This window comes from Sessilibacter sp. MAH1 (assembly GCF_054658315.1).
Genome location: NZ_BAAGIC010000020.1, coordinates 39,006 through 65,249, shown reverse-complemented (window position 1 = coordinate 65,249; position 26,244 = coordinate 39,006). Strand labels below are relative to the sequence as shown.

Here is a 26,244-nt window from a genome sequence, read left to right as displayed (position 1 = left end):
GGGGTATTTAGCCTCTTAGGCTACTGATAAAACCACCGCCTTTACGACGGAATTTCGATTTTCGTGAAGGCGATTTAAGTATGGGTTTATGGCTCTCTTCAACAACTTCTGTTTCTTGATTAGGTGCAGAAAATAAATCCACTTGCGACAAGCGTTGTTCTATATCGTCCCACGCTTTGGGTGTATTGCGATGTAAATTAAGCGCATAGGTTGCATGCAGTGCATACACTTCGCAGTCTAGTGCTTCGTTACGTCTGCCACTTCTGGGTTGCCAAACTAATTTGCCTTTACCACTGCCTTTTTTGGGCGCTTTCACTTCAGCAGTAACTTGCTCCCAATAGTCTTGCCGAGTTTTAGTGGTGCTGTGCATAAAGGCGCTGGTACCAGCCAATCGCTTATGAATTAAATCTTTTGCGCGCTGCGTTCCTACCGAAAAGACTTGCACACCAAATTGATCTGCCTTGGTAGGCTTACGCGGATTATTGTGGTCTATTTTTGTAGGATGCTTAAAAATAGGCGCTTCACCGGTATCGTTACTGCTACCTTTGATGGCCATAATTGCAACACGACGATGAATAACGCTGCGTGTGCGAACCCAATGGTAAACCTCTTCGTTCGTGTTGCCGTCAGAGGCATCAATCGAAACCGCTTTTATATACAGCTCACCCAGTGATTCGTGCTTTATGGGTGAGAATAACAGCGTATCTAACTCATCCCAAACCGCGTCTTTTTTATCGATAACCTTGCCGAATAATTCATCCCAATAAATTAACCAGCTTTCTTCGTTGCGACCGTACGCGCGAATAACAACCGCCAACCGATTATGTTGAACATCGATGCCGGCAACTAATACCAACCCGCCATTGGGTACAATTAATTCGGGATAACCATCGGCAAGTTCTGCAAGCGCTTCAGGGCTTAAAGAATCTTTGCTGTTAAATTCGTAAGTCTTCGCCAGTTTAGAATTACGAAAAACAATGCGGCCACTTTCATCACCGGTTTCGGCGAGTTTTTCAGCTTCTAAAAAATCCTTAACCACATCGGCAAGTGAGGTGCCGGGTAAACATACATACAACTCACTTAAGTCTTTAAAGGTTTCTATTTTTCCATCGGTTTCGGCGGTGGCAACCCAACCCGCAAACGGATCACCCGATTGCTGAGCGTCGTAACAGGTTTGATAAACATTGCGCTGACGTTGCCAATCGTCCCAAATACTGCCGCAATGAGGGCAACTGTAAACGGCGGTTTCTGGTTTGTGTCTGCCGTAAATTGCGTGTAACGGAAAACCACTGTCTTCGGGTTCTTCATGCCACGTGACATTTTCCCAATCTAATACATGGCTATCACCACAATCGTGGCAAACAATTGGCAACACTCGTTGTGTACCTAATTTAAGATGATGCTCAACAATTGAAATACCAGAGACAGACGGTGTACCACCAATAATAAATTTCTTATTAGGCCAACGTTTATTACGTTCTCTCGCTAAGCGAATGGAGTCACCTTGGTCACCAACGTCCTTGTTAGTGTCGTCGGGCTCTTCTACCACCACAATAGGCGCCGGTGTTGATTTCACGTTACCCGGAGAATTAGAACCAAAACCGCGAATAAAACCACCTGGGTATTTCTTATCCGTGATTTTATTATCGGCTTTACGCTTACCGCTAAAATCAATCAAATTAGCGATAGGCTTACACACTTCGCCCGATGTATGAAACTTTTCTTTAAAGAATTTTTCGGCGGCTGCATCTTTTGAAAACAGCATTAACATGCGCGATGGTTTAGTGTGAATTAGCGAGAACAACCAGCCTAATAAAAGCAACGTCCAACCGATTTGCGCCGCCTTTTGCAACACCACCATTTCAACTTTATCGTTGTCCAGTGCGTGCATTATTCCCCAAAAGTAAGGCACACGATCGCCATCGTATAAACCTGCTGTCGATGATTCTTCTTTCGATAAAACAAAGTGCTCTTCAAGCCATTCTCGAACCGTGTATCGTTTAGGCGGTAACCACTTTAGACGACTCTTCTCGATCACCCGCAATAGATTCGAAGTTAGTATCGGATATAACTCGGGTGGCACGGTCGATGATTTTATCGATATCTTTTCTCTCAACATTAATTAAGTGTTTACTTTCGAGTTGTTCAATAATCTGGTTAATTGCACTAAAGAACTCGGTTCGCACAGACATAATCCAAGTGTCTAGCAAAAGTTCAACGTCATCGGTTAAAACAATTAGCTGGTCTTCTCTTAACAATTGTCGAATTTTAATTTGCGTATTAATCTCGGCATCTTCTGCCTTCGCTAAATCCAAGCGCTCTTTGGTATCGGTAACTTCGCGACCAGCGGCCTTCTCGCGTAGGTCACGAATGTACGCAATACGAATATCATCCAAAGAATGTACACGGTGATCCAAACCCAAGCGGCTTAACACCGTTCGCAATTGCCTTTCTGATAAATCCAAATAATCAGCAATCTCAGTCTGCTTCATCACACCGGAACCGGAACCCCCCTAGAGAATGCATTCAGCTGTAAAAATTCCGCGGACTTGCGCCCCCGTAGTAAAAGGCCCACGGGAAGAACCTAAGAAAAAGTCCCGGTCACTCATCGCGTTGCCGGTCACGCCGGTGCTTACTCAACTTAATTCGAATATCCACAACGGTAATGGCCACTGCACACAGCACGCTAATAAATTGCGAAAGGCTACCGAAATGCTCATCAATAAAACCCACAATAAAACCTGCAACACACGCAGCCTTTGCAATCCACGAGACCATTAAGCTGGTCATGGTTGCATCGGCTTGTGGTCGTGGGTCTAGCCATACACTGGCTAACGTAATAGCGATTAACGCAATAGATTTAGTCATCACTAGGTTGTATACCGATATTCATCACGCTCAACCGCACGCGCATGGCGTTCAGCACGTTCGGGCGTATCTTTTCTAAACCACTTGCTATCGCGCATTTCTTTGGCGGCTTCTGCATAATCGCCACACTCAAACGCAGCCAAGGTATTTGCAAAACCAAACAAACCATCGATACCCATTTGGTAAGCCATGCTAATTAATACCGCCATGCGCGTATCGCTTAATTCGTGGCAGTAGGGCAGCAACTCATACAAACGCGTTTGAATTTTCTCGACGTCTTCACGCAACCAAAACTCAGCCAACGCTCTAGAAACCGTAAATTGATAATTCGATAAAGGCGCCCATTTAGGGCCAAGACGCTTACCAATACCAATGGTTGGATAACCTTCAGAACAATAATAAACACGCTCACGATAACCTTCTTCTTGTCGCAAGATATCGATCGCTAAATTAACCGCACTCATAACCACCTCAATGATTGGGCAAAAAAAAGCCCGCGCTAGGCGGGCAAAGACCAAGGCACCAACAATGATTCGTTACGCGTCTGCGTTTTTATTTTTACCCACGTTACCCGCCAAAATATTGGCAACGCGCAATAATAAATTAAGCACTTTGTTATCGGCCTTAGTAGGCGTAATGGCCGTAACCACCGTGAACGAACTCACCACCACCGCAAAAGATTGCGCCAACACAGGCATACCATCTAAAAATACATCAACCGAATTTACCGCGTCTTCCAAACCACCGGCAAAAACACTCATAGAACAAACACACAAAGCCAACATCAAAAAAACGCGCATAAAACCCCCAAATTTTAGGCATAAAAAAACCCGCCTAAAAAGACGGGTTTGCATGAGTAGAACCGCTTGAACACATTTATCAGCAGCTTAGAAAAAAAGATACGTAAGTGGGTCAAAATAATCAAGCATATTTTTTAGTAAAATTTAATTCACTCAGTGAACGACTGATTTTTAACGAAATTTTTTTATCGTCTTCCGATACTTCAAGCTCAATACGCTCACACAAATTAATAAACGCAGGAAAAACATTACGATCAAAGGATCGCCGATCACAACCAGCAAAACTTGCCAACTCACGCTTCGATAAAGCCGTGTTACCCTCAATTCGCGCACGCAAAAACAAAGGCACAAACGTTAAAATACAAAACAAATCATTTTCGTACTTAGGCTTTAACGCCGCCTCGTTAACAACATAACCCCTTGCACACCCAACCAACACCGCCTGCTCAGCCAACAAATTCAAATTACGCGCAAACATAAATCGATAATAAGCCCGCGTAAGCGCACCACAGCGGTTTTCAACAAAACCCACAATACCGGCCGCCACCGCCCGAGCCTCTTCGGCATTCAACGGCTTACGGCCACCTGGCGATAAAAAATCACTACGCCCCTTAACCGACTCGCTGCACAACGCATAACAACTGCGCACCGTTGCCGAAATATCGTTAGGATTAATGACCAACATAATCGCCTCCATCGGCCCAACTGCGATCGCTTAAACTCTCTGCCAAACTCACATCACGGGTTGATCGACCGGCCCAACTGCGATCCTGCAATCGATCACTCAACGGAATATCTCGCGTTAACAAACCTTGCGACTGCTGGCGAATTAACACCAAATCACGCTTAAACCGTTGCATAAACACCGCACCCCAACTCCGTCGCTTCTCGCCACGCTCCAGCCAATAAACAACAAACCGGTTACGCACCTCAGCAATCTCCGCATCCGTCACACCGGGGTTAGCCTGTCGGACCATCGCAACCAAATCGCTACTCGGTTGCCAATCTCGCGGAATCGTCGAAAAGTTTTGCGGCGATGCTCGCGCGTTTTCTTCAGAAGAATTGATATTGGTATATTGATTACTGGTATATTGATATGTCGGAAAATTTTCCGAGGTTAGCTCGGATTTTTTTCCGAGTTTATTCGGATTTTTTTCCGAATCGTGAGCAAAAAAAGGTTCAACACTCGGATTTTTTTCCGAACTCGGAAAATTTTCCGAGTCATCCACACAACCGTCTTGCTCGCTTTTTACACCCGGATTTTTTTCCGGCTTAGAGCAGGGCACACCAACACCCGGTGGATTAGAATCAGGCGGCACAGAATCATCCGTACGATTCCACAACGAACCCTTCTTCGTAATACGAATCGCCAAATCACCCTCAACACGCTCCACCTCAATCAACCCAAACTTCTTCTCAAGTTCACGCAAATATCGGTAAACCGTATCCGGCTTATCCGTCAAAGTAGGCAGCTCAGTCATTACCTTCTTCTTAGTAATACGCCACAAACAGCGACCACCAACACCCTCAACCGTAGACGCCCAAGACGGCACCTGCGACAAAAACGAAAACAAACACGCCTGCTGAAGATTCAAACCCCACTCCAACATACGCACCTGATTAATTACGATAGTAAATTGCACAACATTACCCTACCGGTAAAAAATGGCATCAAAATCAACAAAAAATTCAAGTCTGACAGATTTACATTTGGCGACTAATTACAACTGAGCAAAAATCGCGAAAAAATCAACTCACAACCAAAGAGAACTCACCATGGAAATCATATTCGGCCAAAAACCACACAATGGAAAAATCGACGTTACGATTAGTCTTTATGAAGAGAATGATCAATTTGGCCAGAGCGCGAAGGTGACACTAAAGATTGACGACTCTGACTCTCGCAAACAAATTCAGTCCGATAGCCGCGTTGCATTAAAAGGCTTTCTAGAGCGCGCGCTATCGGCCCTCCACGATGAAGGTCATCCACAATAATTTCAGTAACGTTATTCTTTAAAATATCGTCATTGCTCATAAGGTTTTACTTCCAAGGCTAAGAATAAATAAACAACGGTGCTATCGGGTTGAGAAAGGCACCCAACGTAAACAAACCATTAAGAAACTTACAAAAAACTATGCTCGAACTTTTCAACACCTTTGAAACTAAAGACTGGATTTCTCTTGGCGCGGCCGTAATTTCTGTTTTTTCTATAGGCGTTAATATCTATTTAAATCGCACTCAATATAGAAAAAATATCAATATTGAAAACCAAAAGCACATTCGCGATAAATTTTATGAATTTTACAAATTAATTTTTAGTGGAGATACCTTTGGTAAAGAAGTGCATTTTTATTGGAAAGATAGCAGTCCACCTGAAACCATCATGACTCCAAACTTTAAAGAAGCAAAATTGTTAGCCGCAATTTATTTAAGAGACTTCGAGCCACTTATAGAAAATATTGTTAGCAAAGGAACTGCACTTCAAGAAAAAGTAAAATTAATAAACAAAGACTACTTTAAGCGTAGAGGAGAAATAGCTGATAAAGCAGATCCTAATAATCCTTCAACATATAATTATCGAGAAGAAGACTACATAGATTTGTTTAATAAACACCAACCAAGAATTATTGAAGAAGTTAAACAATACAACGAAGAGTTAAACAAATTTTACTCAATCATAAATAATTCAATCGGTAAATATAACAAAGTATCAACCAAACTCTAACTCAACCAACTCTACACTTACGTTCTTTCAAAATACGCACATAAAGCTCGCGCATCTCTTCACTAATAGCCGTGCCGTTTCGCATTCGTCCGGCACTTTCGAGAGCCAACAAAAGCACTTCTAAATCACGCACACTTAAATCATTCATTATTAACTCCGCACTTTGGCGCCAAATTCCTTATTTAAGACCCGCTCGCCCAAAACTCACCAAACTGGCCAAAATTCAACTTGTTACCATGACAGTAGGCACTTACTTAAAACTGCGTAAAAATCGGGATTTGTCTGATTTTTAACGAGTACAACAATAATGACTATGGACGACTTCGCGCCAAAGCTTCAACCCATAGAAGTAATACTTCAAATGCCCGAGCAAACTTTGTCGTTGGCAAACTTTGGCCCTTATGCAATCGCGATCACTTCGCTTATTGCAGCTATTGCCGCTATTATTGCTATTTGCAATACCAACAAACAAAACAATAAAAATCGATTGCACGATAAAGAATTAAAACACCACGAATTTATCCTGGATAAATTTGAAGAAATTCATAAGTTAGTTCTTGATACTCGAATTTGGATCAAAGATTTTTATAACTTTCAAAATGGAAAAAACGCAATATTTATTGTCATGCCTTTTCCAGAGTCACTTGCAAAAGCAAGGCTTATTGCAAACCTTTATTTTCCCGCGCTGGAAGACGAATTAGCCGAGTTGGGAAAAATCTGTGATCTAATTAAAAAGATTTATTTTCTAACACTTGCAATCATCGAGAAAGTAAATATAGAAGATCAAAGTAATGATACCTATTGGCATCTCATAGAAATTTATGGAACCATCTATAACGCACCTTCTCATATTTTGTTTGCGTCATTAGCTTCTCAAGAGTTGAGATTGTTGTACGACAAAAAACTTACAAGCATAGAGCGTTCAATTATTGATAAAGTCGACTCCAAAATTACAAGTACACGTATAGTCCCTACCAAGGAAACTGAACTTCATAAAAAAATTAATAATCTGCACGCGTTGGTTAGCAGGAAATCTAACGATATTTTATTGGTGATTCAGCATGAGGCCAAACAATATTCATCTAACTTTACAACCACAATGGAAAAGGAAGCATTAAAAGACAAAGCTTGGCGGAAAGCCATAATCTCTTTTTTTAAAAGAAAGCGTAAAAAACCATAAAGTCACGCAAACAAACAATAAATGGCACACCCAAAAAGCACGAAAGCTAATATGAATATTGGTATTGGAACCAAAGCATTAAATACATCTGCTGCACCGTCATAGAGTCTATTTTCATCTGCATCTGCGCAAATCATCGCAAGTACAAATGCTAAAAATAAAAACGTTAATCCAAAAATAAAAAACAGTAATGCAGAAGCTAACATCGGATAACCCCTTTAGTTGGCGAGGTGGGCATAAAAACACCTTTTTTAGGTTAAAAATTAAACACAGTGATTAACTGATTTAACAATTGCAACCAGACGAGAAATCTTACGGCTCTAGAAATCGAAACGGTATGCTACGAGAGCACGGGTGGAGATACTTTTAAGTAATTCTTCCAACTCATCTGATAAAGGTTGCAAAGTGTTCTGGATTAACTTGCATATTTATTCCTTAGGTTCGAGATTAAAATTAAAAGGCCTTCAATCAAAATAACCAACTTCACTCAGTGAATTTTTAAATTTATCCAACCGCTTAGAATAGTCTAGGCGGCTTGGGTTTTTTCGATTTTTACGTATAGGTCTGGACGCAGTTTTTCACGCGGTATTCCGGTTGCAATTTCAATAGGAATTACGTATTCCGCTGGTGGAATCGAACTCTTGTAATTATTCAACCATTTCCAAATAACATTTTGTCGAACTTTTCGTGGTTTTAGTTCTTCAGGAGAAAGACTTTGTTCAACTAAGTAATCAATAGCAATGTTAATTTTTTTAGCAAGTTGTGTTTGACCCCCAGCTAGTTCTAGGGCATCACCAAGCGCACACTTAGTCATTAATCACCTTAGTCTGATTATGGATTCATCTGATGTAACCAGAATACTATTATCGTATTCTTTTTGTCAATTACTAAGGTAGTTATCAGTTTTACTGTAAAAGTAGTAACTTCCGCTTCATGGAATATAGTGATCGACTTAAATATGCGCGCAAACTTCGAGGACTGACTCAATATGAGCTGTCTGAAAAGTCAGGCATTTCTCAACAGGCCATATCCCACATTGAACGTGGTCGAAATGGCGTTTCAGTTTCAACCTTTCATTTAGCTAGAGCGTTATCAGTTGACCCTGAATGGTTAGCAACCGGAAAAGGTGAACCAGAGACAAAGCGCGAATATGGAAATGAGAAAGTTCCAGTTATCCGAGGGGCGGATGTTATAGGCTTTATTAATGGGGATAATGTTAAGCCAGTTTCTTACCTAAGCCATTATCATTTGGAAGGCGAATCATTGTTCGCCATAAATACAACCGGAATTATTAACTTTAAGAATCCGCTCGGTCAGACGGCCAATGAAACTCTTGTAGTAAATTACTCTCCCAAAGCTATTGCCGAACAGATCGAAAACTTAGAATTTCTAGAGCCACTGCGTCGCATTGCCGTTGTGGATGTCCAAGATGCTGGCGTAGTTCCACGTGTGCTTACTCGAACTGGAAAGTTGATTATTTTAGAAGACCCTGCTGGTCTTACTCCCTCCAAAACATTTTCAGTGAACTCAGATAAAATTCTGGGGATGGTCACTGAAATTGTCACCAAAATTGGCTCTCCAGCTTCCTAAAGTTTGTCCTGTTTAGACTTTTTTAGAATAGATAATAATCTTTCAATATCAAATAGCTATTTTTGAATAATTATTACTGTCGTTCTTGTCATCATATTTCCTTTCAAAGAGCCTCATTTCTCATTGAGTGTCGGAAACCGCATCAAACTCGGAAAATTTTCCGAAAAATCTATTAATACCAAGGGTTTATCCGAGCGAGCAGTTACTTGTCATCAAAAATTCCAGCTTTATAATAAGCCGAAATATTAGGAATAAAGTTACTTTCAACTGTACAAAATACGCGGAATTTAAATGGGAGAGCGCAACACTGAAGAGTTAAATCTGTTTGAAATTTGAGCTGATTGAAGCGGGAACTTCAATCAGCTCTACAACCAAAAAAATCATGGAAAACAGAGCATTACATGATTTTCTCAGAGGTAGTATCTACCCGATACACGTGAATTCTATGTTAAGAACTACTCTTAATCAATTGCTTTCTCGTTGCGCTGAGTTAACACGCTGCTCATTTCTTAGACGGAAGTGCTCATGCAGTACGAACTATTTAAGAAGGAAAAAGAAGAAAAGACCGTTGAGGTACGCGCGCATGTTCGTAGTGTCAACGGAAAACCGGTGGATGTAGTCAACTATATCCGCCGCCCACCATCACGTTAACTCTCAGGGGGCTATCTGCCCCCAATTCCCTGCAAACTTACCAAATTATTTTACTTAAATTTCTGTACATTACAACCATAAATACTATTTTAATATTATTAAATGTTTGACAAAATAATATTAAAGTAGTTTTATTGTAACTCCAGATTGGATAGCGGGACTTAAACTGCCCTTCGCCAATTAGCAAAAGCAGAAATGCATACCCAAAAATAACGCCATTTTAAGCGGCGGGTACTCGTTCGCCCTAAAAAAAGGACACCACCATGCAGGTTTTACTCAATACACTAAAAAACAAAAAAGTAATACCCAATACCCAAGCGGCAAACACGCCGCGCCATAAAAATAAAACAGCGTTTTATGACGAGTTTAATAAACTACTTAATAAAACCGCGTGCCACTACAGCGCAACGTTATTGGTTACTAAAGCACATATTATGCTGGGCGTACGATTTAATCTGCGTAAACGTATTGCTCAAAAAAACACAACCGTAAAAGACCTCGCCAATGCGTGCTCAATATCGGCAACCATAATGGAACGCAAAATTTACGGCACCAATCAAATCTACGTTGATGAACTGTACTACATCTGCAACCGGTTAGACGTATCGGTAAATACCATTACCGAATCTGAATTTACCAAACACTAAAAATAAGTAGGGCGCACCATGAACGCACCACACAACAATGATGATAAAAAAACACCACCCATGACAGTGGCCGAGTATCAAGAACAAGCGCGGCAAATGTCTAGCAACTTAAAAATGGCTGAATCGCAAATGCGCGAAGCACTGGGTGAATTGTTTGAACCAGTCATGCAAGACGTTATTAACGACGCCAAAAAACAAACGCCCGAAGACGGCGATGTTGCGGCAACGTTATTAATACTGTCGGGTAAATACCAAGAAAGCGACATTAATTTATACATGACATTGGCGGCGCTGTCGGTTTATATCGATCAACAATATAAAGCCACTAAATTGCATTAAGGAATAGCTATGTCATTACGAAATCCTAAAATCAAATTAACCATTATTAGACGTAAAGATGCAGCTGCGCGACTAGGGGCAAAAAGCACTTGGTTTCATGAGCGAGTAAAAGCAGGGTTAATACCGCCACCCATAAATTTAGGTCTACGTGCCAAAGGGTTTGTTGAGCACGAATTAGATCAAGTCTTGGCATTTATGGTTGCTGGTAAAAGTAATGCTGAAATCAAAATACTGGTTGATCACCAAGTTAAACAACGCCAAAAATTGCTAGAGGGTACTGGCTATGAACTCATTACCCCAACAGACGATTAACGGTTGGAAGCTGGGCAACTTTACTTCTCAAAACTTACCACCCAAACAGGCGCAAACTCTACTATTAGTTGCCAACGACCAAGAGCCACAAGATATTGCCAAAGACCGAAATTGTTCACCACGCGCTGTGTATAACCATTTAGATGCACTGCACGAAAAAACCCATACGCGAACCAAAATGGGCTTAATCGCTAAATGTTTTGAGTTGGGTTATTTAAAAATAATTTGCCTGTTGTTATGCGTGGCCACCACCGGCGCCACCGTTATTGTTGATGATCAAACCGTTTTATTACGCTCGGCACGCAGTGCACGTATTACCCGCACCGCCAGCCGCAAACGCGAGGATTACGCATGAAACCCCTAGAAGAACGTGCAGAACTGTCAGAACACTTTCGTTTTGCTTACAAAGAAGCCACGCATTCGCCGATTGGCTTAAAAGAAATCGAACGTCGCGAAATTGCCAATCAAATACAGCAATTTATTAATAACGGCGGCACCATTAAAACCGCGCGCACCGCACCGTTTAAACACAAAAAAACATCGTACACAAAAGCCATGCAAGCCGCACACGAAAAACGCGCGGCCAAATCAAAAGCCGTGGCCAAAAAACTGGAGGCAAACACATGATTTTAATCGGCATAGCAGGGCGCGCACGTTCTGGAAAAACCACCACCGCCGAACATATTGCAGCGTGTTTAAGTTTAGATTTATACCACATTGCATATCCGGTAAAACAAGCGTGTGCAGCGGCTTTGAGTATTACACCTTTGCAATTTGATGCCTTAAATCGCAATAAAAAATTGCCCGAACTCAACCTAACACCGCGCGAATTTATGCAATACATGGGCGATTTATTAATTACCGCAAACTCGCACTTTTTAATTAATCGCACCAAATACACCATCGAAACCGACTATGGTGACCATTGGCAAAACACCGCAGGCTACGTAATTGGCGATGTTCGCACCGTAAACGAAGCCGACTACATTTACCAAAATGGCGGCTTTTTAATACACGTACAACGCGACGAAACAGCCCAAACACCCGCGCACCGTACCGAAAACGATTTAACCATTCGTGAATGCGATTATTTAATTACCAATAATGGCGACACCCGAGAGCTACAGAAAAAACTCGACATCTTGGTAGACGTCTTAAAACATCGGTTAAAAGTAACGGCTTAATTATGTACCTACTTCCCGCAGGTTGGCACGACGCAGAAAGCGCCGCAGAACTACTTGCGCGCAAAGTGTCAGAACCTTTCGATAAAAAAGCGATTCATAAAAATCGCATTTTAGCGGCCTTGCGGGATTTTGGCTGGATACACACCGACTTTAAAAACGGTAAAAAAGGCGAACATAACTTACCAAAGCGCGAACTTGCGCAAGCCGGTTTATTAGCAAAACAAAACCGCTCTTACACCTTGCGCGGCGAAGTAAAAATACAAAAAGAATTTTACGTAGTACTTATCTCGGCAAAAGCATTGCCAATTTTAGAATATTACTTTAGCACCGGCGCAATACCGGAATTAAAATTTAATATACCAAAACCCCCTAAATCAACCGTCAGCGAACTGCCACGGCCACAAGTAAAAGCCAAAGTGAATAGCCAGTCACGCCTTGCGGTTTTAAACGAACTGAATAATCTATAGAGGTTAAAATGACCAGCATCTTAGCGGTAACCCACGAAATTTACGTTTTTAGCGAAAACCTTCCACCGTTTTAATGATTAGGAACGAACATGGTTAGCGAATCTGATATTCAAAATTATGCAGCGGCCATGGGCATAGAACCATGGATGGAATACAAGGTAAATCAAGCGGCTAAACTGTGTAAGGTGGGCGAGGGGCAGTTACGTTCTGCCCGAGCAAATCAAGAGATTGCTTATATTGCTATGGGGAGCCGCTATTCATTTTTAGGAATTGATTTAATTAAATGGAAACTCAACAAACGTATCGAGTCGGAGATTATTACCTCACCAAAAACCGAGCGGGAAACTGGTGCCGTAGTTGGTATGACGAAAAGACCCAGCAAAGAAAGTCAGTTAGCCTCCGCACGCGTGATTTTATCGAAGCAAAACAACTGATAGACCAATGGTTTATTTTAAATGCGCAACCGGTATTAGATAACAATTTAACCTTAGCGCAATGCATAGCCTTATATTACGAAAATCACGCCAAACACTTAACCCGCCACGACGCCGAGCGCCGCAACCTTATGTTGTGGCTCGACTTTTTTGAAGTTTCTATGGTGCGCGAAATAAAAGCACCACGGCAACGCGAATTTATTCAATTTTTACATTCAAAAAAATACGCCAAAAGCACCATAGAAGGTATTTTTAAAACCGGTTGCGCGGCTATTCGTTATGCGTGTTCTGAAGATATGATCAGCTCTGCGCCGAACTTTATCGACCTTGGAAAAGAAATGCGTAAATTCAAGGCGTTAAAAAAACCTAAGTCGCGGCCACTTGAGTTGCTGGAAATCGCGCAATTATTGGAGCAAGCCGGAACCGACAGGCTGGTAAGATACATTATGATTTTGCTGGGTACCGGCGCAAGACCGGCCGCCGCACTAGAGTTGGAAGGTTCGCAAATTGACTTACACGCCGGGACCATTCAATTACTCAAAGAGGGTAATGAGCAATCGAATAAATATCGTGCAACGGTACGCCTACCCACTTTTATAAGAGCGATATATCACACCGAAAATATATGTTCGCGCGGGTATATTCAACTTAATCCCAACAAACCGGTAGATAGCATCAAGTCGTCTTGGAATACAGCGCGCAAAAACGCCAAGCTCGACGACTTGGTTAATCCCGGCTCCTTTCGAAAAACCGTTGCAAAATGGTTGCGTACTTGCGGCGTAGAACCTTGGCACGTATCGGCGCAACTTGGCCATCGGCGACAGGGTAGTGAAATTACCGAAATTTACGCACCAAATGACCCAGCGTATTTAGCGACAGCACTTGAAGCAATAGAAGGTTATTTCGCGATTTTGTACAAAATATCGCCTAGGTTACAGAGGCTTGAACAGTTGAGAACGTATGAGGCTCGTTGCGATCTCGTTGCGAAATACGAAAATAATATTCGCTGAGTCCGTAAGTCATTGATTTTATTGGTGGAGCCTAGCGGGATCGAACCGCTGACCTCAACACTGCCAGTGTTGCGCTCTCCCAGCTGAGCTAAGGCCCCAAAAGAGGAATTCAAGAGTCGTATCTCGAACAGGCGCGCATTCTATCATTCGGTGCTCAGCTGTCAATGGTATTGGTGAAAGTTTTCGAGATATTAGAAGATTCAATACAGCTACGGCGGTATATCGTCGATGTTTGCCGAAAATCAGAGCAAATAATGCCCATGTTGGATGATTTCTAATTGATCCATCCTCAGGATGAGGTGTGCTGTAAAGTATTCGATGAGACATTTAAAAACAGCTTTGAATATATTGATCGAAAATACAAAATCATCGTAATAATTAATGTAAACGGTATTACGAACACTGAGAGCAGTTCATAAAGTAAGTGTTTGTACCAGTTTGAATAAAAATGCCTCAAATATTTATCAAAGTTTACATGTATCATTTCAAATTTTTTAAGCAGTGATTTGGCTTGTTTCTCTCTAAAATTCGTATGCTTCTCCTCTAAACTGGTTTTCGACTTTTTATTATCAACAGAATCTTCCGATGTTTTCTCTTGAAAATTATTTTGAGTGATGGCCGTAATTTGCTTATGCAGGTTATTTAAGTTGTTTAAATGCTTATCAGTGTAAGTGGTTGTAATGGTGTGAGAAAAAAATGCAGCAATGTGTATTGAATAGGGTATTATTAGATGTATGTTAATGAATAATATGGAAAGCCAATAGGTTAATTTTTTAGAAAACGTAAAAAGAAAAGATTTCTTCCTATAGGATAATATAAAAAAAGACAAGAATGACATTAATAAGATGTTGAGAATAAATGTTGTTGAATCATGCGTTATTGCCAAGATAAGTTGTAAGACCGAAACCGCAATTAATAAATACTCTGCGTGATTTCTAGCCTGCGATGTTTGATCTGCGAGTGCAGTTATTTCTTTACCGATAGTAATTTGTGTATCAACTAAAAAGTTTATACCGAATTCGGCACTTTCTAAAGCTTTGTATAGGCCTTCGATTCCAGAGAGAAAGAATATTGTTTTGGTAATTCGCTCTTCTGAAGTAAACAAATAGGCGTTGTTTTCTCTAAATAATGTGTCATTTACTAGAAATTCAGAAATGGCTTCGGAGTCAAGAAAATTAAATGCAGCAATGAAAGCTGTTAAAACGATTATTATGCATATTTTAATCGTGATAAATTTTTTTATGTTAGTGAAATTTTTGGTGAAGTTGATGGTGAGTTTATTGAGTGATTTCATGGTTTGTTATTCTCTAATGTGAGCAAAAAATATTATTTTTTAACATGCTCTTTTCATTAAAAGTGTCGTGATCAACAGAGTTTTGAATACCCTGAAGTTTAAAGCTTTGTGAGTTTTGCCAGAGTAGCCAGTCGTCCACATTCTGTGGCAGGGTGATCTCCTTTGCATAGTCAGATATCCATAAATAATATTCAGTAAAATCCGCGTTAAGATATTCATTCCAAAAATATCGATTTGTATAAATTATCGGTTTGCATTGAGTTTCTTTTTCTATTTTTTCCAGCCAAGCTTTTAGTCGTGTTTGAATTTCTGTTGAACTAACATCACCAGTGATTTCGATATCTACCACTGGTGGAAGCTTATGGTTTGTACCGGTTTTTTCTAAATAGAAGTTGGCTTGGTGAATAGGGTCAATGTCGGGTTCGAAAAAATGATAACTGCCAAACGGTATGTTCAATTGTTCAAGTTCAGATTTGTGCTGCTGATAAGTAGGGTCTATAAAATTATTTCCCTGGGTAGATTTTAAAAATACAAAATCTATTTTTTGTTCTATAACTTCGGTCCAATTAATTTCTCCTTGAAAATGAGAAACATCAATCCCGTTATTTAAAGCAGGTTCTTTTTGTATGGGTGCGGATTTATTTTTATAGTTAATTAAGTTTGAGCTGGTTGTGTTGTCGTTGAAATACAATGTGTGCAAGTTGGGTCTTAAGATCGATATTATGCCAACAAAAATCACCATTGTTAAAATTTTCGTCTCGTTTTGAGATTTTGGCTTTTCGCTATTATTCGAATTATTCATTTTATTTAACTAATTACATGTTGAAATGAGCTGTAATTTTTATCGTCTTATTTTGGTGGTAATGTTTGGTCATTCTTTATTTAGGGTTTCTATTATGAAAATAATAAATAAGTCAGCTGAAAGTTCTCAGTTGTATGAAGTAGAGCGTTTTGTAAATAAAGTCGATGTGTTTTTTAGTTGTGTGCATGACCTATTTTTTGAGTTTAATAACTATTTTAAAGGTATAAAAATAGCATTTTTAAATCTTAAGCTTCTTCAGGGTAAGGAATTATGTTTAACCGAGACAGACTTAAACGAGGCCCTAACCATTGAGAATGCTAACTTGAAAAATATAGGTGTTACTTGTCAGAAGCGGGAGGGTAAAATCATTTTCTCGTCAGTGCCAAGTAAATTATTGTGTCAAGTAGATGCAAAACAGTTACAAATTCACACAGGTTCTCTTGAGTTGGCTGGTAACATTTTTGGTGAAGTAGAGGTAATGCTTATCAAAAATGATGCTTATCATGATTTGAGTTTGCCCATTTTTTTTCGAATTGCAACTGATAAATTTGCAAAATTGTCTATTACAGCTGGAATGAAAAATGCCCTAAATTTTTCTTGGTACGGACAAAGTCTGTCGATAAATGAGGTACTGGTACAATGTGAGCAGGCCTCGCTATTACATTCTCCAACAGCCATTGTTGGAGCTTCTGGTAGTGGTAAGGTATTGGCTGCTTATAGTGTTCACTGTTTTAAAGTAGGTGTTTACTCACCTTTTATCATTCTGGATTGCTCTAAGGTTGATCTTGGTATATTTCGAGAAACTCTTACTAGGTCTATTAGTTTAGCAGTGGGTGGGAGTCTATATCTAAAAAAATTATCAGATTTAACTAAAGAGTCATTGAACTACTTAATCGATGTTGTAAGAGAAATGTTTCGGGCAGAATCGGCTCGGCATGAAAACGTAAACATTATTCTGAGTATAAATTCACTGTTTTCATGTTTGGATGAGGAGATGAGATCTCTAATTAATCATCTTATGTTCTACTGCTATCAAGTAAATATGCCAAGTTTGAATGAGCGGTGGCTGGATGTTCCTTATGTTATTAAAGCGTACAAAGAAAATAACCGTATAAATTCTGATTTTGCAATTGCCAATGAAGCTTGGCCGGTTTTATCGGACTACTCGTGGGATGGAAACTTTTCTCAATTTGAAGCATTTCTTGTAAAATGTGATTACTTACGTACATCTGGCAGTATTGATTTGGTCTTTTTATCGGAGCATTTTCCACAAATTACCGATTTTATTCGTAGTCTTAATCATAATCATGCTTTAGAAGAGTCTGCTTTGGATGTCTCCGAAGAAATCCCAGTCGTTAATTTAGTCTTACAAAAGCCTAAACAATTTCATCCAGCCTTGTTAAGGGCTTGCGAATATATTTCTAAAAATTACAACCTTTCTTTTAATATGATGGATTTGTCACAAAACTGTTTAGTGAGCTCGTCTCATCTTTCAGCAATTTTAAAAAAAGATTTAGGTTCTTCTTTTAAGCAATTGCTTAATGAGTATCGAATTTATATGGCGAAAAATCTAATTGAGGAAAATCCTAGCTGTCAAATAACTGTTGTCGCTCAAGACTGTGGTTATACGGATCTTAGTCATTTCGAAAAAACTTTTAAAAAACTGGTTGGAATTAGCCCGGGATCTTATAGAAGTTTATTTCGAGAAACGCTTTCGACAGAAAAAGGTAATCAGTTCTATTAAGATATCACCAATAATTTCCTAGAAAAAAACCATTTATCCATAAGTTAGCCCACTAGAATTTTCGCATAATGTTTTATAGTTCATCTTGCTTATCAAATGATACAAGGCTAGGTAATCTATCAATCAACGGGAGAAAAATAGATGGCTTTTCCGACTTCAGTTAACGATCAAATTACAGATTCAGTCACACAGGCAAACGTAAAAGTTCTTGGTGATGCTCCGGCGTTATCTATGGGAAACCTATTTCAAGCCACTGCTCAAGCTCTAGGTAACGCGGCACACAATGCGACAACCGCACAGCAACAAACCGCGGTTGCGGCGCAGGCTGCTACTACCATGGGTGTGGCAACTTTATATTCACTGGACACGGCGTCAGCTGGTAAGGCTACTCAAGAAATTCTTTCGTCCAAAGTAAAAGGGTTGGGCTAGCTCTATATAGGTAATTAATTATGGCTTTTCCTACATCTGTTAATAGCCAAATTACCGATGCAGTTACGCAAGAAAATCTCGTTGTTCTAGGTGATGCTCCGGCTGTTGCAATGGGTAATTTATATCAAGCTACCGCTCAAGCGTTAGCTAATGCTGCTCATAATGCAACGATTGCTCAGCAACAAACGAATATTACTGCACAAGCGGTAACTACCATGGGAGTAGCGCTGTTGTATTCGTTAGATACAGCTTCAACTGCGAAGGCAACACAAGCTATTCTTTCATAATTAATATCATTTGGAGATTTAAATCATGGCATATCCAACTTCTGTAAACAGCCAAATTACAGACTCAGTTTCGCAGGTAAATACTAAGGTTCTCGGAGATGCGCCGGCGATGGCATCCGGTAATTTGATGATGGCCACGAGTCAGGCGTTATCTAACGCCGCTCATAACGCAACAACAAATCAACAGAACGCGACCATTACTGCGCAAGCTGCGATGACGCAAGGTATTTCAACGTTGTATTCCGTCGATACAGCATCTAGCGGTGTTGCTACTCGCGAAATCTTTCAATAATTAATTTGGTGTTTAAATACTCCAATTAATTTCATATCTTTTAAATAAAGGAATAGGTTATGGCTTTTCCAACTTCGGTTAATAGTCAAATTACCGATTCGGTAACACAGGCTAATGTTAAGGTTCTGGGCGACGCTCCCGCAATAGCAATGGGAAATTTGTTTCAGGCAACGGCACAAGCGCTTGCTAATGCAGCTCATAATGCAACTACGGCACAACAGCAAACTAATGTTACAGCACAAGCGGCAACCACTATGGGCGTTGCTACGTTGTATTCCATTGATACTGCGTCTACGGGTAAGGCAACTAGCGCAATATTGGGCGCTTAGTGCATTCGCGCCAGATCTAATTGATTTGGCGCATTTTAAAAGGGCGTGATTATATGCTAATAAATAATTTAATTAACGTATCGTTATCTGCGCCAGCATCTTTGGGTTTAGCATACTTGGCAATGTCGGAATCAATTTCTATTTTAATGGAAAATGCGGTCAGTGCCGAACGTGATTCGCAGATTGTTCAAAATGCTGCGGTAACACAGTGTTGTGCTTTAATGATATCCGCAGGCGCTGCTTTTGCCGCTCATTCAGGATAATACTGTTAACCAAAACCATCAACAAATACTGAGATAAATAATGGACAATTCTAGCTCTGTTAATGATCAAGTTACCGATGCAATTAGTCAATTAAATACACTCTTAATTTCTAGTTCTGCTCCACAATCATTGGCATTGTTAGATGTAGCTGGTGCTGAAAGTATGGGCATGGCGATGCATAATGCTGTTTCTAATCAGCATAATGCGCAAATTTCATCGGGTGCAGCAATTACATCGGTTTGCGCAAAAATGTTACAAATTCCTAGCGAGCCCTTTAAACCTAAAGCACCCGATTCTTCAGAGAATCGAGTTATTCCGCCTTTTTTACCTTTAGATAATGAGCCAACCAAATCAACAACGGGTAATTTGGTTAATAAGGTAGAAACCCTGGTTAAAGACGCAGAAAGTATTAATCCAGATGATTTACACAAGGTAAATAGCTTGATTGCTGAGTTGCAAAATATTTTGAGTATGAATAATTCGAATAATACTACATCTCAAAACTCAGAACAAAAAACAACAAATACTACCGACGATAATGCGAATGCTACGGTTCCAGAAGCCAATGTAGAGGCGCCTACTGAAAAAAAGTAACAAGCGATTGGGTGCGGTCTTTGTTTAGTCGTTTGGATGTCAGCTAAGCAAATACATTTGCAACGCGGTCTTTTTTCAATTTTAGATATTTTGTAAGTAATATTGATTTTGATTGAGTATTCACGATTGCTTGTTTGTCGAATTTATAACTGTTTATAGGTTTTTTTTCTGAATTTTTTGTATTTATTTTGTTGATTGGCGTTTGTTTTGGCTCGAACTTCTTATGAAGTTGTTCAGGGTAATTTTATTAATTTATGATGGAGTTAGTCTTATGGGTAATTTAAATCCACAAATTTTGAGTTCTGTTGAGGCAATGCAACAGGCAACTATGACATCTTCGGTAATAAAACAAAGTGGGGCTGGTAAAGCGTACCAGTCAATATCTCAATCCACGGCAATAGCGGTTCAAGATGCGGCAGATAACTTGCGTAATATCAGTAATATGGGCGCCGTTGCAATGGGTGTTGCGATGTCACAAATGCTAGCAACTGGAGATGTGAAAACCTTTTCGCCAATTATAGAACAAGCCAATACGATGATTGCTAACAGTGCAGCTAATTTTACTGCGATTGGTCAAGGAGCGAGTGCGATATTAAAGGATTTTAGTGTAGGGGATTAATGTTCTTTCTTTAGAGTGATAATAATGACTATTTTGATTGCCGGTAACTCAATTAATTCGTTGCCTTCTTTGAGTTTACATGGTCAAAAACTTACGGAATACGATGGGTCGATTAAGTACTGGTTGACCAATAACATCTCCGGTTCTGAATATTATTCATTTGAATCAGAAAGTCAGATGTTTTCATTGCTGTTTTATAATTTGTTGTCTACGCCATTTGTTTACAAAAAAAAATACGATGTAATATTATCTGTTGATAAGTTTTACGACATTGATGAGGCAGCTTTAATTGCTCTTGAGCGTGAAGCCACTGCAACTAAAAGCGTTTCTTCTGGTTCAGAGCAAGATGGTGCGAGTAGGCCTGAGCTAAAATCAAACAGTTTTGAATTGGATTACAATCTTATCACGCTCACACAACTGGATGAACTTTCTCATTGGTTGGAGAGTTATAATTTTAATAATCTTGATTTTTTGAGCTATTTGTCGGTAGAGAATAAAGAGACATTAATTTTTTGGGTTGATTTCACAACCAATTTCTCTTGCTTGTCTGATGAAAAAATTATGAGTTGGCTACAAAAAAATAGCAGAAGTACGCAGCAGTTTTGCTACAACTTGCTTTCCATTCACTTTTTAAACGAAGCATATTTAAAAACTCCTAATAATACGGATGCTGAAAATAATAATAATTCTGAGACATTGTTGAGCCTGAAGAAGTCTCTAGATAAAAACCTCATCAACTCTCTGTTTTCTATGCTTGCATCTCCAGCGGTGGTTTCTGCTCCTGACCAAACACAGTTGCAGCAAATACTGGTGACTTGGTTTCGTGATCAACAATGGATTGGGTTTGATACAATTTATGATGCAGCATTGGTAATGTTGAATAAAATAGGCGTTCATAAGTTACTCGATGATGATGCCGATCTGTACATAAAAGATCAAATGGGACAAATGAGAACGTTGTTGACGAATACCGATGCCGTTAAAGCGCTCAAAGCACAATTTGTTGATGCATGGGATTATTATTATCATTTTGATAATAAGGAGTTGGTTGTACGATATTTTAATCAAAGTTTGTTCGTTAAGTCTTGGCAGCAGATGTCAGCATTATAAAATTTACTGCTTATCCAGTTTTAGCTTTAATTAAAGCATACGTGTTATTCGCAATATTTTGTTTTTGTAGTGTGGATTACTGATTTTTATAGATTAATTCTTAAATTATAATTTTAAGGTGATTGTTATGGCAGATGAAGACTCAAAGAAAATAGATTCACCTGATCTTTCGAATAAAGAACCTGTTGATAAGTCTGTCGCATCACAATTAAATTCTGAGTCTACCGATGCAGACCAGCCAGTTTCTTTCTCTAAAGAGCAATTAATGCAAGAAATGTCGAGCTTAAGTATCCCAAATCAATATGATCAAATTTTAAAGCAAATTGAGCAGGGCATTCAAAACTCAGAAAAGGTTATGGCCGAAAACTTAATGAAGTCGGCTCAGCTAATGAATGATGCAAAGAATACTTTAAATGCTGCTAAGTTGGATAATTTTTCCGCCACATCTACTGGTGCCAACACAACACAGAATGAAACCATGCAATCAGCTTTTCAGTCTATTGCTAGCAGTCAACAGCAAATCACCGAAAGTCTTGTAAAAGCCAATGAGCATCTTAACCAGGTCGATTTAGCCAATTTAGCCCCCGATGGCAACCTTGTTGCAAATGCTCACTTAATGATGAATATTAATGAACATATACAAGATGCTGAAAATAATGTTAGCAATTCTGTTTATAATATGAATTCAGCAATAGATTCGCAGTTACAAGAACAACATCAAGAAATTTCAAAAAAACAACAGGTTTTACAGGGTATTTTGAATCAGACACAACCTTAAACCGAGGTAAATTCTAACACGGAGAGTCCTTCTGCTGAATCCGTAGATCCAAATGCTAGCAATACATAGTGTAAACGGGTTGTGAAAATACATCATTAAGACGAATAAAGTGAACAAGAAATTTCAATGATGTATGTACTTTCTTATTAAATCATAAAGTATTTAATCGAAGTTAATTAATCGGTAGTCGCTTAATTAATGGATAGTTAATTAATGGATAGTTAATTAATAGATGATTAATTAATGAATAGTTACTTAGTAAATTCTTGCTTATTCGATTGTGCTTTAATCGGTTATTACTTGATGTTGTACTTGCAGGTTCTGAGAGTGTTTTTCCGGTAGTGAGTATAGCGGATATTTCTTATCGGCATATTTTCTTTTGCTATTTGTGTGTTGGTTTAAAGGGCGGCGCTTTGAAGTTGGTTTTCATCAGTAAATTAAACGGTACTTTAAACGGATTTTTAATGATTAATAATAACTAATCGCGGGTTTATAGGGTGATTCAGATGATGCCCATTTCTTTTTCTGCTCCTGTTCCTAATGCCGATGAGCGTTATAAGGTAAAAATTGCGACCGAGCAACTTAAGAAACTGCTTGATAGAGTCAAAGTAAATACTCTATACAGAACTTTATCACCTTCTGATCGATCTCTATTAACGAAAGAAGGAAACGTTCAAGTATTAGTCGATAATTTGGTGTTTATAACGCAGCGAATCGGTTTGCACGATAAAATTGTAGTTGGTTTTAACGATTTAGCATTCGATAAGTCGCTGTACGCAAGCGAAGCGGTGCGCACAGGTTTTTTTTCGATGAATAAAAATTGTTGTGCTTATTGCGAGAAATATTTTGACGACGAACAGGACGCTGTTGTCGCTCATGTTAAGCCTGTAGCCTTATGCCCTGACACCGAGTTTTTTGCTAATGGACAATATGCCGATCAAGTATACGATTATGAGAATTTAATTCTATTGTGTAATCGTTGCGCGCATTTAAATAGGAAATATTTGTATAAGAACGTATCTAAATATTCCGTTGATGATGGCGGTGTTGCCGATAATTTATTAATAAATCCATATCATGATAATCCACGTGATTATATTCGTTTTAATCCGTTGAATGGCCTTGCTTATGCGTGGGATGCCTATATTGATTTTTCTCAATCTCAGTTTGGTAAAGCCATTGATCCTGAATTGATGGATTTGGGTGTAATTCCTACGCCTTTGTATCCTGGATACGATTTCAATAATAATGTAAATCAACTAGATGATATTGATTATTTAAGGTGGGCTCTGGATAAAAACTTGAATAGCTATCGAGGCTATCGAACAATTAACGCTTTAGATTTAAATTGTCCATCACTGGTTGTGGCTCGGCTTATTTATGGGAATCATTTATGGTCGCTGATGGGTAGTTACGGCGCTGATCAAAATACATCTTATGAGAACTCAGATGAAGCATTACTTGAGCACTACCAAAGTAAGCTTGGTGTGATTCATCAGTTTCGCAGTATTACAATCGATTTAATCAACCTTGTTCAGGGTTTTGATGCGCGTAAATCGTTGCTTAATTTGAATCCCATAAGTTCAAGTGCTGGCTCTGAAGATGGTACTTCGACAGTAATAAATCCCGAGGTTGAGGAGAAATCATCAACTGCGTTTCCTATAAAAATACCTTATTTTGTTCATTCTTATCAGTTTGAAATTCCTTTTTGGTTACAATCTTTGTTGGTGTATATGGTTATCGAAACGGAGCTGGATGTGAAAGGCAAAAGGCGTATCGTAAGCTTAACCGCCAGCGACTATTTGTACGGCGCGCAGGGTGATCATAAGTGCGTATTTTTGGCTATTGATTGGTCGGAAGATATTAATAATGTGATTAAGGTGCGCGACGATAAACATGTGTGGGAAACTTCGTTTAAGGAGCTGGCATTGTCGAGCACTTTAGAAATTTTACAGCTTTTTTCTGGGAATGAAGTTTGGGCCGAGGGTAATTATCTACCTCTGTTAAAGTCTCAATAGAGCCTAAAGTCCATTAATATTTCTGAATTTTTATTTAGGAACCTCTGATTAACTGATCCATGATTTAATCAGAGGACAGAAATTGAAAATACGATTTCCAATTTCTTCACAATTTCAATCACTTACCGTTCTTGAAATTGGCGACATATCCTTGTGTCGCGAGAAACTCTAGGTTAATCAGAGTTTCCTCTAGTTAATCAGAGTTTCCTTTATTTTTTTGTTGATGTAGCTATTGTAGATTGTTGTTAATGAAACTCTGATTAAATTCTAGGGAAGTTAATCGGGAGTTTCTTGATAGTTTCTGTAGCTGATTTTTATTGATCTGATTTCTTAATGAAGTACCGAACTTTTAATGAGTAACCTTCAAAAATTCGGTGCTTGCGAAGATTAATTAATTTTTTGGGTAATATCGTCTTGAGGTCTGGCGTCTTTTTCTTGACCGAATTCTTCTGTTTTATCTTCTTCTTGATAACCGTAGTTAAAGTTGGCTTGTAAGGTAAATTCCATTATGCCGACACTAATATTATCTTTACCGCCTTTATTATTGGCATCGGCAATAAGTCGATAACAACAATCGAGAGCGGGGCGGTGCGTTGAAAGCACCTCGTCGAGTTGGTTGTTGTCAAAGTATTCGGTGAGTCCGTCTGAGCACAAAACTATCAGTGAGTTTTGATTCAAATAATAACTGTTGAGCGTAGGCTTTATCTGATCACTAACACCCAGAGCACGGGTGATTTGATTACGAATGTTGCTTTGCCTGGCGTCTTCTTCAGAAATTTGACCTGAGTCGATCATTTCTTGAACGAGTGAATGATCTTTGGTGAGTTGTATAAAGTGTTGGTCATCCCACAGATACGCTCTTGAATCACCCAGGTGGGCGACAAAGCATTGGTTGCGCCATATTACCGCGAGTATCACGGTGGTACCCATTCCTTCGAGCTCTGGGGAGCGCTGCTTTTCTAAAAGAATCGCGCGATTTGCATCTTTTAAGCACTCCACAATGGTTGATTGCAGCATGGCTTCTTGTTGAATGGGAGTGCAGGAAAGAAATATGGGATTTTCAAGTTGCTCTAGACGATTACCGATGGCAGCGACGGCGAGTCTACTGGCCATGGCTCCGCCGCGATAACCACCCATACCGTCACAGATGACTAGGTAAGCAAAGGGGGTTTGATTGGATTGATACCAGCGAATGTCGTCTTCATTGGCTTGGCGCACTCTTCCGACATCGGTTTTTCCATTAATTTTTATACCAATCGTGTTCGTATCCATGACATTTAACTTATGCAAGGCATTTGTTGTTGGCGCGTCTTTGCCAATATATGCCGAAAAATCAGACAGTCGCAGGGTTTCGACCAAATTAATGTTCGCGAATTTATCATAATCCTTATTCCTAGTCGCGAAAAATCCCCCCTTTTATATTCATTTTTTGATCAAGTTTAGAATTTTAACGATTATTTTTTGGGTTTCTTTAAA

38 protein-coding genes and 1 tRNA gene are annotated in these 26,244 nt (G+C 39.4%); 25 read left to right on the top strand and 14 right to left on the bottom strand.

Going from position 1 to position 26,244, the window contains the following annotated elements:
• Positions 1-7: 7 nt before the first annotated feature.
• From ACYQ28_RS17040 to ACYQ28_RS17010, 7 genes are all read right to left on the bottom strand, one after another.
• On the bottom strand, positions 8-2,038 hold the full coding sequence (locus ACYQ28_RS17040) for a terminase gpA endonuclease subunit (RefSeq protein WP_460052128.1): 2,031 nt from the start codon (positions 2,036-2,038) through the stop codon (positions 8-10).
• Positions 2,001-2,492 (bottom strand): hypothetical protein, encoded by a 492-nt coding sequence (locus ACYQ28_RS17035; RefSeq protein ID WP_460052127.1) that lies wholly within the window; start codon positions 2,490-2,492, stop codon positions 2,001-2,003. The genes ACYQ28_RS17040 and ACYQ28_RS17035 overlap by 38 nt, the downstream gene beginning before the upstream one ends.
• Positions 2,493-2,601: 109 nt before the next feature.
• Positions 2,602-2,868: a hypothetical protein gene (locus ACYQ28_RS17030; protein ID WP_460052125.1), complete on the bottom strand. Its 267-nt coding sequence runs from the start codon at positions 2,866-2,868 to the stop codon at positions 2,602-2,604.
• Between the two features lie 2 nt (positions 2,869-2,870).
• On the bottom strand, positions 2,871-3,332 hold the full coding sequence (locus tag ACYQ28_RS17025; RefSeq protein WP_460052124.1) for a glycoside hydrolase family protein: 462 nt from the start codon (positions 3,330-3,332) through the stop codon (positions 2,871-2,873).
• 72 nt (positions 3,333-3,404) lie between these two features.
• Positions 3,405-3,668, bottom strand: a complete 264-nt coding sequence (locus ACYQ28_RS17020; RefSeq protein WP_460052123.1) for a hypothetical protein — start codon at positions 3,666-3,668, stop codon at positions 3,405-3,407.
• Positions 3,669-3,789: 121 nt separating this feature from the next.
• Positions 3,790-4,353 (bottom strand): hypothetical protein, encoded by a 564-nt coding sequence (locus ACYQ28_RS17015; protein WP_460052121.1) that lies wholly within the window; start codon positions 4,351-4,353, stop codon positions 3,790-3,792.
• Positions 4,340-5,311: a DnaT-like ssDNA-binding domain-containing protein gene (locus ACYQ28_RS17010; RefSeq protein ID WP_460052119.1), complete on the bottom strand. Its 972-nt coding sequence runs from the start codon at positions 5,309-5,311 to the stop codon at positions 4,340-4,342. Before ACYQ28_RS17010 ends, ACYQ28_RS17015 begins: the two co-directional genes overlap by 14 nt.
• 133 nt (positions 5,312-5,444) lie before the next feature.
• Here ACYQ28_RS17010 and ACYQ28_RS17005 point away from each other — a divergent pair, with 133 nt between their 5' ends.
• Together ACYQ28_RS17005 and ACYQ28_RS17000 are read left to right on the top strand one after the other, a co-directional pair.
• Positions 5,445-5,663 carry a hypothetical protein gene (locus ACYQ28_RS17005; RefSeq protein ID WP_460052118.1) on the top strand — a complete coding sequence of 73 codons (219 nt, stop codon included), beginning with the start codon at positions 5,445-5,447 and terminating at the stop codon, positions 5,661-5,663.
• A gap of 89 nt (positions 5,664-5,752) precedes the next feature.
• On the top strand, positions 5,753-6,394 hold the full coding sequence (locus ACYQ28_RS17000) for a hypothetical protein (RefSeq protein ID WP_460052117.1): 642 nt from the start codon (positions 5,753-5,755) through the stop codon (positions 6,392-6,394).
• Position 6,395: 1 nt separating this feature from the next.
• Here the strand turns inward: ACYQ28_RS17000 and ACYQ28_RS16995 are convergent, their stop codons facing one another.
• Complete coding sequence (locus ACYQ28_RS16995; protein ID WP_460052116.1) at positions 6,396-6,542, bottom strand: hypothetical protein; 147 nt, start codon at positions 6,540-6,542, stop codon at positions 6,396-6,398.
• A 213-nt stretch (positions 6,543-6,755) separates the two neighbouring features.
• Here ACYQ28_RS16995 and ACYQ28_RS16990 point away from each other — a divergent pair, with 213 nt between their 5' ends.
• Complete coding sequence (locus ACYQ28_RS16990) at positions 6,756-7,574, top strand: hypothetical protein (protein WP_460052115.1); 819 nt, start codon at positions 6,756-6,758, stop codon at positions 7,572-7,574.
• A 2-nt stretch (positions 7,575-7,576) separates the two neighbouring features.
• Here the strand turns inward: ACYQ28_RS16990 and ACYQ28_RS16985 are convergent, their stop codons facing one another.
• Together ACYQ28_RS16985 and ACYQ28_RS16980 are read right to left on the bottom strand one after the other, a co-directional pair.
• On the bottom strand, positions 7,577-7,780 hold the full coding sequence (locus tag ACYQ28_RS16985; RefSeq protein ID WP_460052113.1) for a hypothetical protein: 204 nt from the start codon (positions 7,778-7,780) through the stop codon (positions 7,577-7,579).
• Positions 7,781-8,100: 320 nt separating this feature from the next.
• Complete coding sequence (locus tag ACYQ28_RS16980; RefSeq protein ID WP_460052112.1) at positions 8,101-8,388, bottom strand: YdaS family helix-turn-helix protein; 288 nt, start codon at positions 8,386-8,388, stop codon at positions 8,101-8,103.
• A gap of 119 nt (positions 8,389-8,507) precedes the next feature.
• Here ACYQ28_RS16980 and ACYQ28_RS16975 point away from each other — a divergent pair, with 119 nt between their 5' ends.
• The 11 genes from ACYQ28_RS16975 to ACYQ28_RS16925 all read left to right on the top strand — a co-directional run bounded on the left by ACYQ28_RS16975 (position 8,508) and on the right by ACYQ28_RS16925 (position 14,208).
• Positions 8,508-9,164 carry a helix-turn-helix domain-containing protein gene (locus tag ACYQ28_RS16975; protein ID WP_460052111.1) on the top strand — a complete coding sequence of 219 codons (657 nt, stop codon included), beginning with the start codon at positions 8,508-8,510 and terminating at the stop codon, positions 9,162-9,164.
• A gap of 525 nt (positions 9,165-9,689) precedes the next feature.
• The gene (locus ACYQ28_RS16970; RefSeq protein ID WP_460052109.1) at positions 9,690-9,815 is read left to right on the top strand and encodes a hypothetical protein; all 126 of its coding nucleotides are present in this window, start codon (positions 9,690-9,692) and stop codon (positions 9,813-9,815) included.
• A 263-nt stretch (positions 9,816-10,078) separates the two neighbouring features.
• Positions 10,079-10,462 (top strand): helix-turn-helix domain-containing protein, encoded by a 384-nt coding sequence (locus ACYQ28_RS16965; protein WP_460052108.1) that lies wholly within the window; start codon positions 10,079-10,081, stop codon positions 10,460-10,462.
• 18 nt (positions 10,463-10,480) lie between these two features.
• Positions 10,481-10,801, top strand: a complete 321-nt coding sequence (locus ACYQ28_RS16960) for a hypothetical protein (RefSeq protein WP_460052107.1) — start codon at positions 10,481-10,483, stop codon at positions 10,799-10,801.
• A 9-nt stretch (positions 10,802-10,810) separates the two neighbouring features.
• The gene (locus ACYQ28_RS16955; RefSeq protein ID WP_460052105.1) at positions 10,811-11,113 is read left to right on the top strand and encodes a helix-turn-helix transcriptional regulator; all 303 of its coding nucleotides are present in this window, start codon (positions 10,811-10,813) and stop codon (positions 11,111-11,113) included.
• Positions 11,085-11,468, top strand: a complete 384-nt coding sequence (locus ACYQ28_RS16950) for a helix-turn-helix transcriptional regulator (protein ID WP_460052104.1) — start codon at positions 11,085-11,087, stop codon at positions 11,466-11,468. Before ACYQ28_RS16955 ends, ACYQ28_RS16950 begins: the two co-directional genes overlap by 29 nt.
• On the top strand, positions 11,465-11,740 hold the full coding sequence (locus ACYQ28_RS16945; protein WP_460052103.1) for a hypothetical protein: 276 nt from the start codon (positions 11,465-11,467) through the stop codon (positions 11,738-11,740). The genes ACYQ28_RS16950 and ACYQ28_RS16945 overlap by 4 nt, the downstream gene beginning before the upstream one ends.
• The gene (locus ACYQ28_RS16940) at positions 11,737-12,297 is read left to right on the top strand and encodes a deoxynucleotide monophosphate kinase family protein (protein WP_460052101.1); all 561 of its coding nucleotides are present in this window, start codon (positions 11,737-11,739) and stop codon (positions 12,295-12,297) included. Before ACYQ28_RS16945 ends, ACYQ28_RS16940 begins: the two co-directional genes overlap by 4 nt.
• Positions 12,298-12,299: 2 nt before the next feature.
• Positions 12,300-12,764, top strand: a complete 465-nt coding sequence (locus ACYQ28_RS16935) for a hypothetical protein (protein ID WP_460052100.1) — start codon at positions 12,300-12,302, stop codon at positions 12,762-12,764.
• A gap of 89 nt (positions 12,765-12,853) precedes the next feature.
• Positions 12,854-13,198, top strand: a complete 345-nt coding sequence (locus ACYQ28_RS16930) for a hypothetical protein (RefSeq protein ID WP_460052099.1) — start codon at positions 12,854-12,856, stop codon at positions 13,196-13,198.
• A gap of 131 nt (positions 13,199-13,329) precedes the next feature.
• On the top strand, positions 13,330-14,208 hold the full coding sequence (locus ACYQ28_RS16925) for a tyrosine-type recombinase/integrase (protein ID WP_460052097.1): 879 nt from the start codon (positions 13,330-13,332) through the stop codon (positions 14,206-14,208).
• A gap of 22 nt (positions 14,209-14,230) precedes the next feature.
• Here ACYQ28_RS16925 and ACYQ28_RS16920 read toward each other — a convergent pair.
• The 3 genes from ACYQ28_RS16920 to ACYQ28_RS16910 all read right to left on the bottom strand — a co-directional run bounded on the left by ACYQ28_RS16920 (position 14,231) and on the right by ACYQ28_RS16910 (position 16,304).
• A tRNA-Ala gene (locus ACYQ28_RS16920) sits at positions 14,231-14,306 on the bottom strand.
• Positions 14,307-14,497: 191 nt separating this feature from the next.
• On the bottom strand, positions 14,498-15,502 hold the full coding sequence (locus ACYQ28_RS16915; protein WP_460052096.1) for a hypothetical protein: 1,005 nt from the start codon (positions 15,500-15,502) through the stop codon (positions 14,498-14,500).
• A 13-nt stretch (positions 15,503-15,515) separates the two neighbouring features.
• Positions 15,516-16,304: a glycoside hydrolase family 25 protein gene (locus ACYQ28_RS16910; protein ID WP_460052095.1), complete on the bottom strand. Its 789-nt coding sequence runs from the start codon at positions 16,302-16,304 to the stop codon at positions 15,516-15,518.
• Positions 16,305-16,398: 94 nt separating this feature from the next.
• Between ACYQ28_RS16910 and ACYQ28_RS16905 the strand changes: the two genes are divergently transcribed.
• From ACYQ28_RS16905 to ACYQ28_RS16855, 11 genes are all read left to right on the top strand, one after another.
• Complete coding sequence (locus ACYQ28_RS16905; protein WP_460052093.1) at positions 16,399-18,048, top strand: helix-turn-helix domain-containing protein; 1,650 nt, start codon at positions 16,399-16,401, stop codon at positions 18,046-18,048.
• Positions 18,049-18,189: 141 nt separating this feature from the next.
• The gene (locus ACYQ28_RS16900) at positions 18,190-18,477 is read left to right on the top strand and encodes a RebB family R body protein (RefSeq protein WP_460052092.1); all 288 of its coding nucleotides are present in this window, start codon (positions 18,190-18,192) and stop codon (positions 18,475-18,477) included.
• Positions 18,478-18,497: 20 nt separating this feature from the next.
• The gene (locus tag ACYQ28_RS16895) at positions 18,498-18,764 is read left to right on the top strand and encodes a RebB family R body protein (RefSeq protein ID WP_460052091.1); all 267 of its coding nucleotides are present in this window, start codon (positions 18,498-18,500) and stop codon (positions 18,762-18,764) included.
• A 25-nt stretch (positions 18,765-18,789) separates the two neighbouring features.
• On the top strand, positions 18,790-19,056 hold the full coding sequence (locus tag ACYQ28_RS16890) for a RebB family R body protein (RefSeq protein ID WP_460052089.1): 267 nt from the start codon (positions 18,790-18,792) through the stop codon (positions 19,054-19,056).
• A 59-nt stretch (positions 19,057-19,115) separates the two neighbouring features.
• Positions 19,116-19,385, top strand: coding sequence for a RebB family R body protein (locus ACYQ28_RS16885; protein WP_460052088.1), 270 nt, complete (start codon positions 19,116-19,118; stop codon positions 19,383-19,385).
• A 53-nt stretch (positions 19,386-19,438) separates the two neighbouring features.
• A complete protein-coding gene (locus ACYQ28_RS16880) occupies positions 19,439-19,648 on the top strand; it encodes a RebB family R body protein (protein WP_460052087.1) in 210 nt (69 codons plus the stop codon).
• A 40-nt stretch (positions 19,649-19,688) separates the two neighbouring features.
• Positions 19,689-20,243, top strand: coding sequence for a RebB family R body protein (locus tag ACYQ28_RS16875; RefSeq protein WP_460052085.1), 555 nt, complete (start codon positions 19,689-19,691; stop codon positions 20,241-20,243).
• Between the two features lie 271 nt (positions 20,244-20,514).
• Positions 20,515-20,862 carry a hypothetical protein gene (locus ACYQ28_RS16870; RefSeq protein WP_460052084.1) on the top strand — a complete coding sequence of 116 codons (348 nt, stop codon included), beginning with the start codon at positions 20,515-20,517 and terminating at the stop codon, positions 20,860-20,862.
• Positions 20,863-20,886: 24 nt separating this feature from the next.
• Positions 20,887-21,972 carry a hypothetical protein gene (locus ACYQ28_RS16865; RefSeq protein WP_460052083.1) on the top strand — a complete coding sequence of 362 codons (1,086 nt, stop codon included), beginning with the start codon at positions 20,887-20,889 and terminating at the stop codon, positions 21,970-21,972.
• Between the two features lie 127 nt (positions 21,973-22,099).
• On the top strand, positions 22,100-22,750 hold the full coding sequence (locus tag ACYQ28_RS16860) for a hypothetical protein (protein ID WP_460052081.1): 651 nt from the start codon (positions 22,100-22,102) through the stop codon (positions 22,748-22,750).
• Positions 22,751-23,256: 506 nt separating this feature from the next.
• Entirely contained in the window at positions 23,257-24,768 is a 1,512-nt protein-coding gene (locus ACYQ28_RS16855) for an HNH endonuclease (RefSeq protein WP_460052079.1), read from the top strand.
• Positions 24,769-25,155: 387 nt separating this feature from the next.
• Here the strand turns inward: ACYQ28_RS16855 and ACYQ28_RS16850 are convergent, their stop codons facing one another.
• Complete coding sequence (locus ACYQ28_RS16850) at positions 25,156-26,040, bottom strand: Stp1/IreP family PP2C-type Ser/Thr phosphatase (protein ID WP_460052078.1); 885 nt, start codon at positions 26,038-26,040, stop codon at positions 25,156-25,158.
• Positions 26,041-26,244 lie beyond the last annotated feature (204 nt).

Coding starts and splice junctions, on each gene's coding strand:
- ACYQ28_RS17035 (WP_460052127.1), bottom strand. CDS start 2,492: ATGAAGCAGACTGAGATTGCTGATTATTTGGATTTATCAGAAAGGCAA.
- ACYQ28_RS17030 (WP_460052125.1), bottom strand. CDS start 2,868: ATGACTAAATCTATTGCGTTAATCGCTATTACGTTAGCCAGTGTATGG.
- ACYQ28_RS17025 (WP_460052124.1), bottom strand. CDS start 3,332: ATGAGTGCGGTTAATTTAGCGATCGATATCTTGCGACAAGAAGAAGGT.
- ACYQ28_RS17020 (WP_460052123.1), bottom strand. CDS start 3,668: ATGCGCGTTTTTTTGATGTTGGCTTTGTGTGTTTGTTCTATGAGTGTT.
- ACYQ28_RS17015 (WP_460052121.1), bottom strand. CDS start 4,353: ATGTTGGTCATTAATCCTAACGATATTTCGGCAACGGTGCGCAGTTGT.
- ACYQ28_RS17005 (WP_460052118.1), top strand. CDS start 5,445: ATGGAAATCATATTCGGCCAAAAACCACACAATGGAAAAATCGACGTT.
- ACYQ28_RS16995 (WP_460052116.1), bottom strand. CDS start 6,542: ATGAATGATTTAAGTGTGCGTGATTTAGAAGTGCTTTTGTTGGCTCTC.
- ACYQ28_RS16990 (WP_460052115.1), top strand. CDS start 6,756: ATGCCCGAGCAAACTTTGTCGTTGGCAAACTTTGGCCCTTATGCAATC.
- ACYQ28_RS16985 (WP_460052113.1), bottom strand. CDS start 7,780: ATGTTAGCTTCTGCATTACTGTTTTTTATTTTTGGATTAACGTTTTTA.
- ACYQ28_RS16980 (WP_460052112.1), bottom strand. CDS start 8,388: ATGACTAAGTGTGCGCTTGGTGATGCCCTAGAACTAGCTGGGGGTCAA.
- ACYQ28_RS16975 (WP_460052111.1), top strand. CDS start 8,508: ATGGAATATAGTGATCGACTTAAATATGCGCGCAAACTTCGAGGACTG.
- ACYQ28_RS16970 (WP_460052109.1), top strand. CDS start 9,690: ATGCAGTACGAACTATTTAAGAAGGAAAAAGAAGAAAAGACCGTTGAG.
- ACYQ28_RS16965 (WP_460052108.1), top strand. CDS start 10,079: ATGCAGGTTTTACTCAATACACTAAAAAACAAAAAAGTAATACCCAAT.
- ACYQ28_RS16960 (WP_460052107.1), top strand. CDS start 10,481: ATGAACGCACCACACAACAATGATGATAAAAAAACACCACCCATGACA.
- ACYQ28_RS16955 (WP_460052105.1), top strand. CDS start 10,811: ATGTCATTACGAAATCCTAAAATCAAATTAACCATTATTAGACGTAAA.
- ACYQ28_RS16950 (WP_460052104.1), top strand. CDS start 11,085: ATGAACTCATTACCCCAACAGACGATTAACGGTTGGAAGCTGGGCAAC.
- ACYQ28_RS16945 (WP_460052103.1), top strand. CDS start 11,465: ATGAAACCCCTAGAAGAACGTGCAGAACTGTCAGAACACTTTCGTTTT.
- ACYQ28_RS16940 (WP_460052101.1), top strand. CDS start 11,737: ATGATTTTAATCGGCATAGCAGGGCGCGCACGTTCTGGAAAAACCACC.
- ACYQ28_RS16935 (WP_460052100.1), top strand. CDS start 12,300: ATGTACCTACTTCCCGCAGGTTGGCACGACGCAGAAAGCGCCGCAGAA.
- ACYQ28_RS16930 (WP_460052099.1), top strand. CDS start 12,854: ATGGTTAGCGAATCTGATATTCAAAATTATGCAGCGGCCATGGGCATA.
- ACYQ28_RS16925 (WP_460052097.1), top strand. CDS start 13,330: ATGTTGTGGCTCGACTTTTTTGAAGTTTCTATGGTGCGCGAAATAAAA.
- ACYQ28_RS16915 (WP_460052096.1), bottom strand. CDS start 15,502: ATGAAATCACTCAATAAACTCACCATCAACTTCACCAAAAATTTCACT.
- ACYQ28_RS16910 (WP_460052095.1), bottom strand. CDS start 16,304: ATGAATAATTCGAATAATAGCGAAAAGCCAAAATCTCAAAACGAGACG.
- ACYQ28_RS16905 (WP_460052093.1), top strand. CDS start 16,399: ATGAAAATAATAAATAAGTCAGCTGAAAGTTCTCAGTTGTATGAAGTA.
- ACYQ28_RS16900 (WP_460052092.1), top strand. CDS start 18,190: ATGGCTTTTCCGACTTCAGTTAACGATCAAATTACAGATTCAGTCACA.
- ACYQ28_RS16895 (WP_460052091.1), top strand. CDS start 18,498: ATGGCTTTTCCTACATCTGTTAATAGCCAAATTACCGATGCAGTTACG.
- ACYQ28_RS16890 (WP_460052089.1), top strand. CDS start 18,790: ATGGCATATCCAACTTCTGTAAACAGCCAAATTACAGACTCAGTTTCG.
- ACYQ28_RS16885 (WP_460052088.1), top strand. CDS start 19,116: ATGGCTTTTCCAACTTCGGTTAATAGTCAAATTACCGATTCGGTAACA.
- ACYQ28_RS16880 (WP_460052087.1), top strand. CDS start 19,439: ATGCTAATAAATAATTTAATTAACGTATCGTTATCTGCGCCAGCATCT.
- ACYQ28_RS16875 (WP_460052085.1), top strand. CDS start 19,689: ATGGACAATTCTAGCTCTGTTAATGATCAAGTTACCGATGCAATTAGT.
- ACYQ28_RS16870 (WP_460052084.1), top strand. CDS start 20,515: ATGGGTAATTTAAATCCACAAATTTTGAGTTCTGTTGAGGCAATGCAA.
- ACYQ28_RS16865 (WP_460052083.1), top strand. CDS start 20,887: ATGACTATTTTGATTGCCGGTAACTCAATTAATTCGTTGCCTTCTTTG.
- ACYQ28_RS16860 (WP_460052081.1), top strand. CDS start 22,100: ATGGCAGATGAAGACTCAAAGAAAATAGATTCACCTGATCTTTCGAAT.
- ACYQ28_RS16855 (WP_460052079.1), top strand. CDS start 23,257: ATGATGCCCATTTCTTTTTCTGCTCCTGTTCCTAATGCCGATGAGCGT.
- ACYQ28_RS16850 (WP_460052078.1), bottom strand. CDS start 26,040: ATGGATACGAACACGATTGGTATAAAAATTAATGGAAAAACCGATGTC.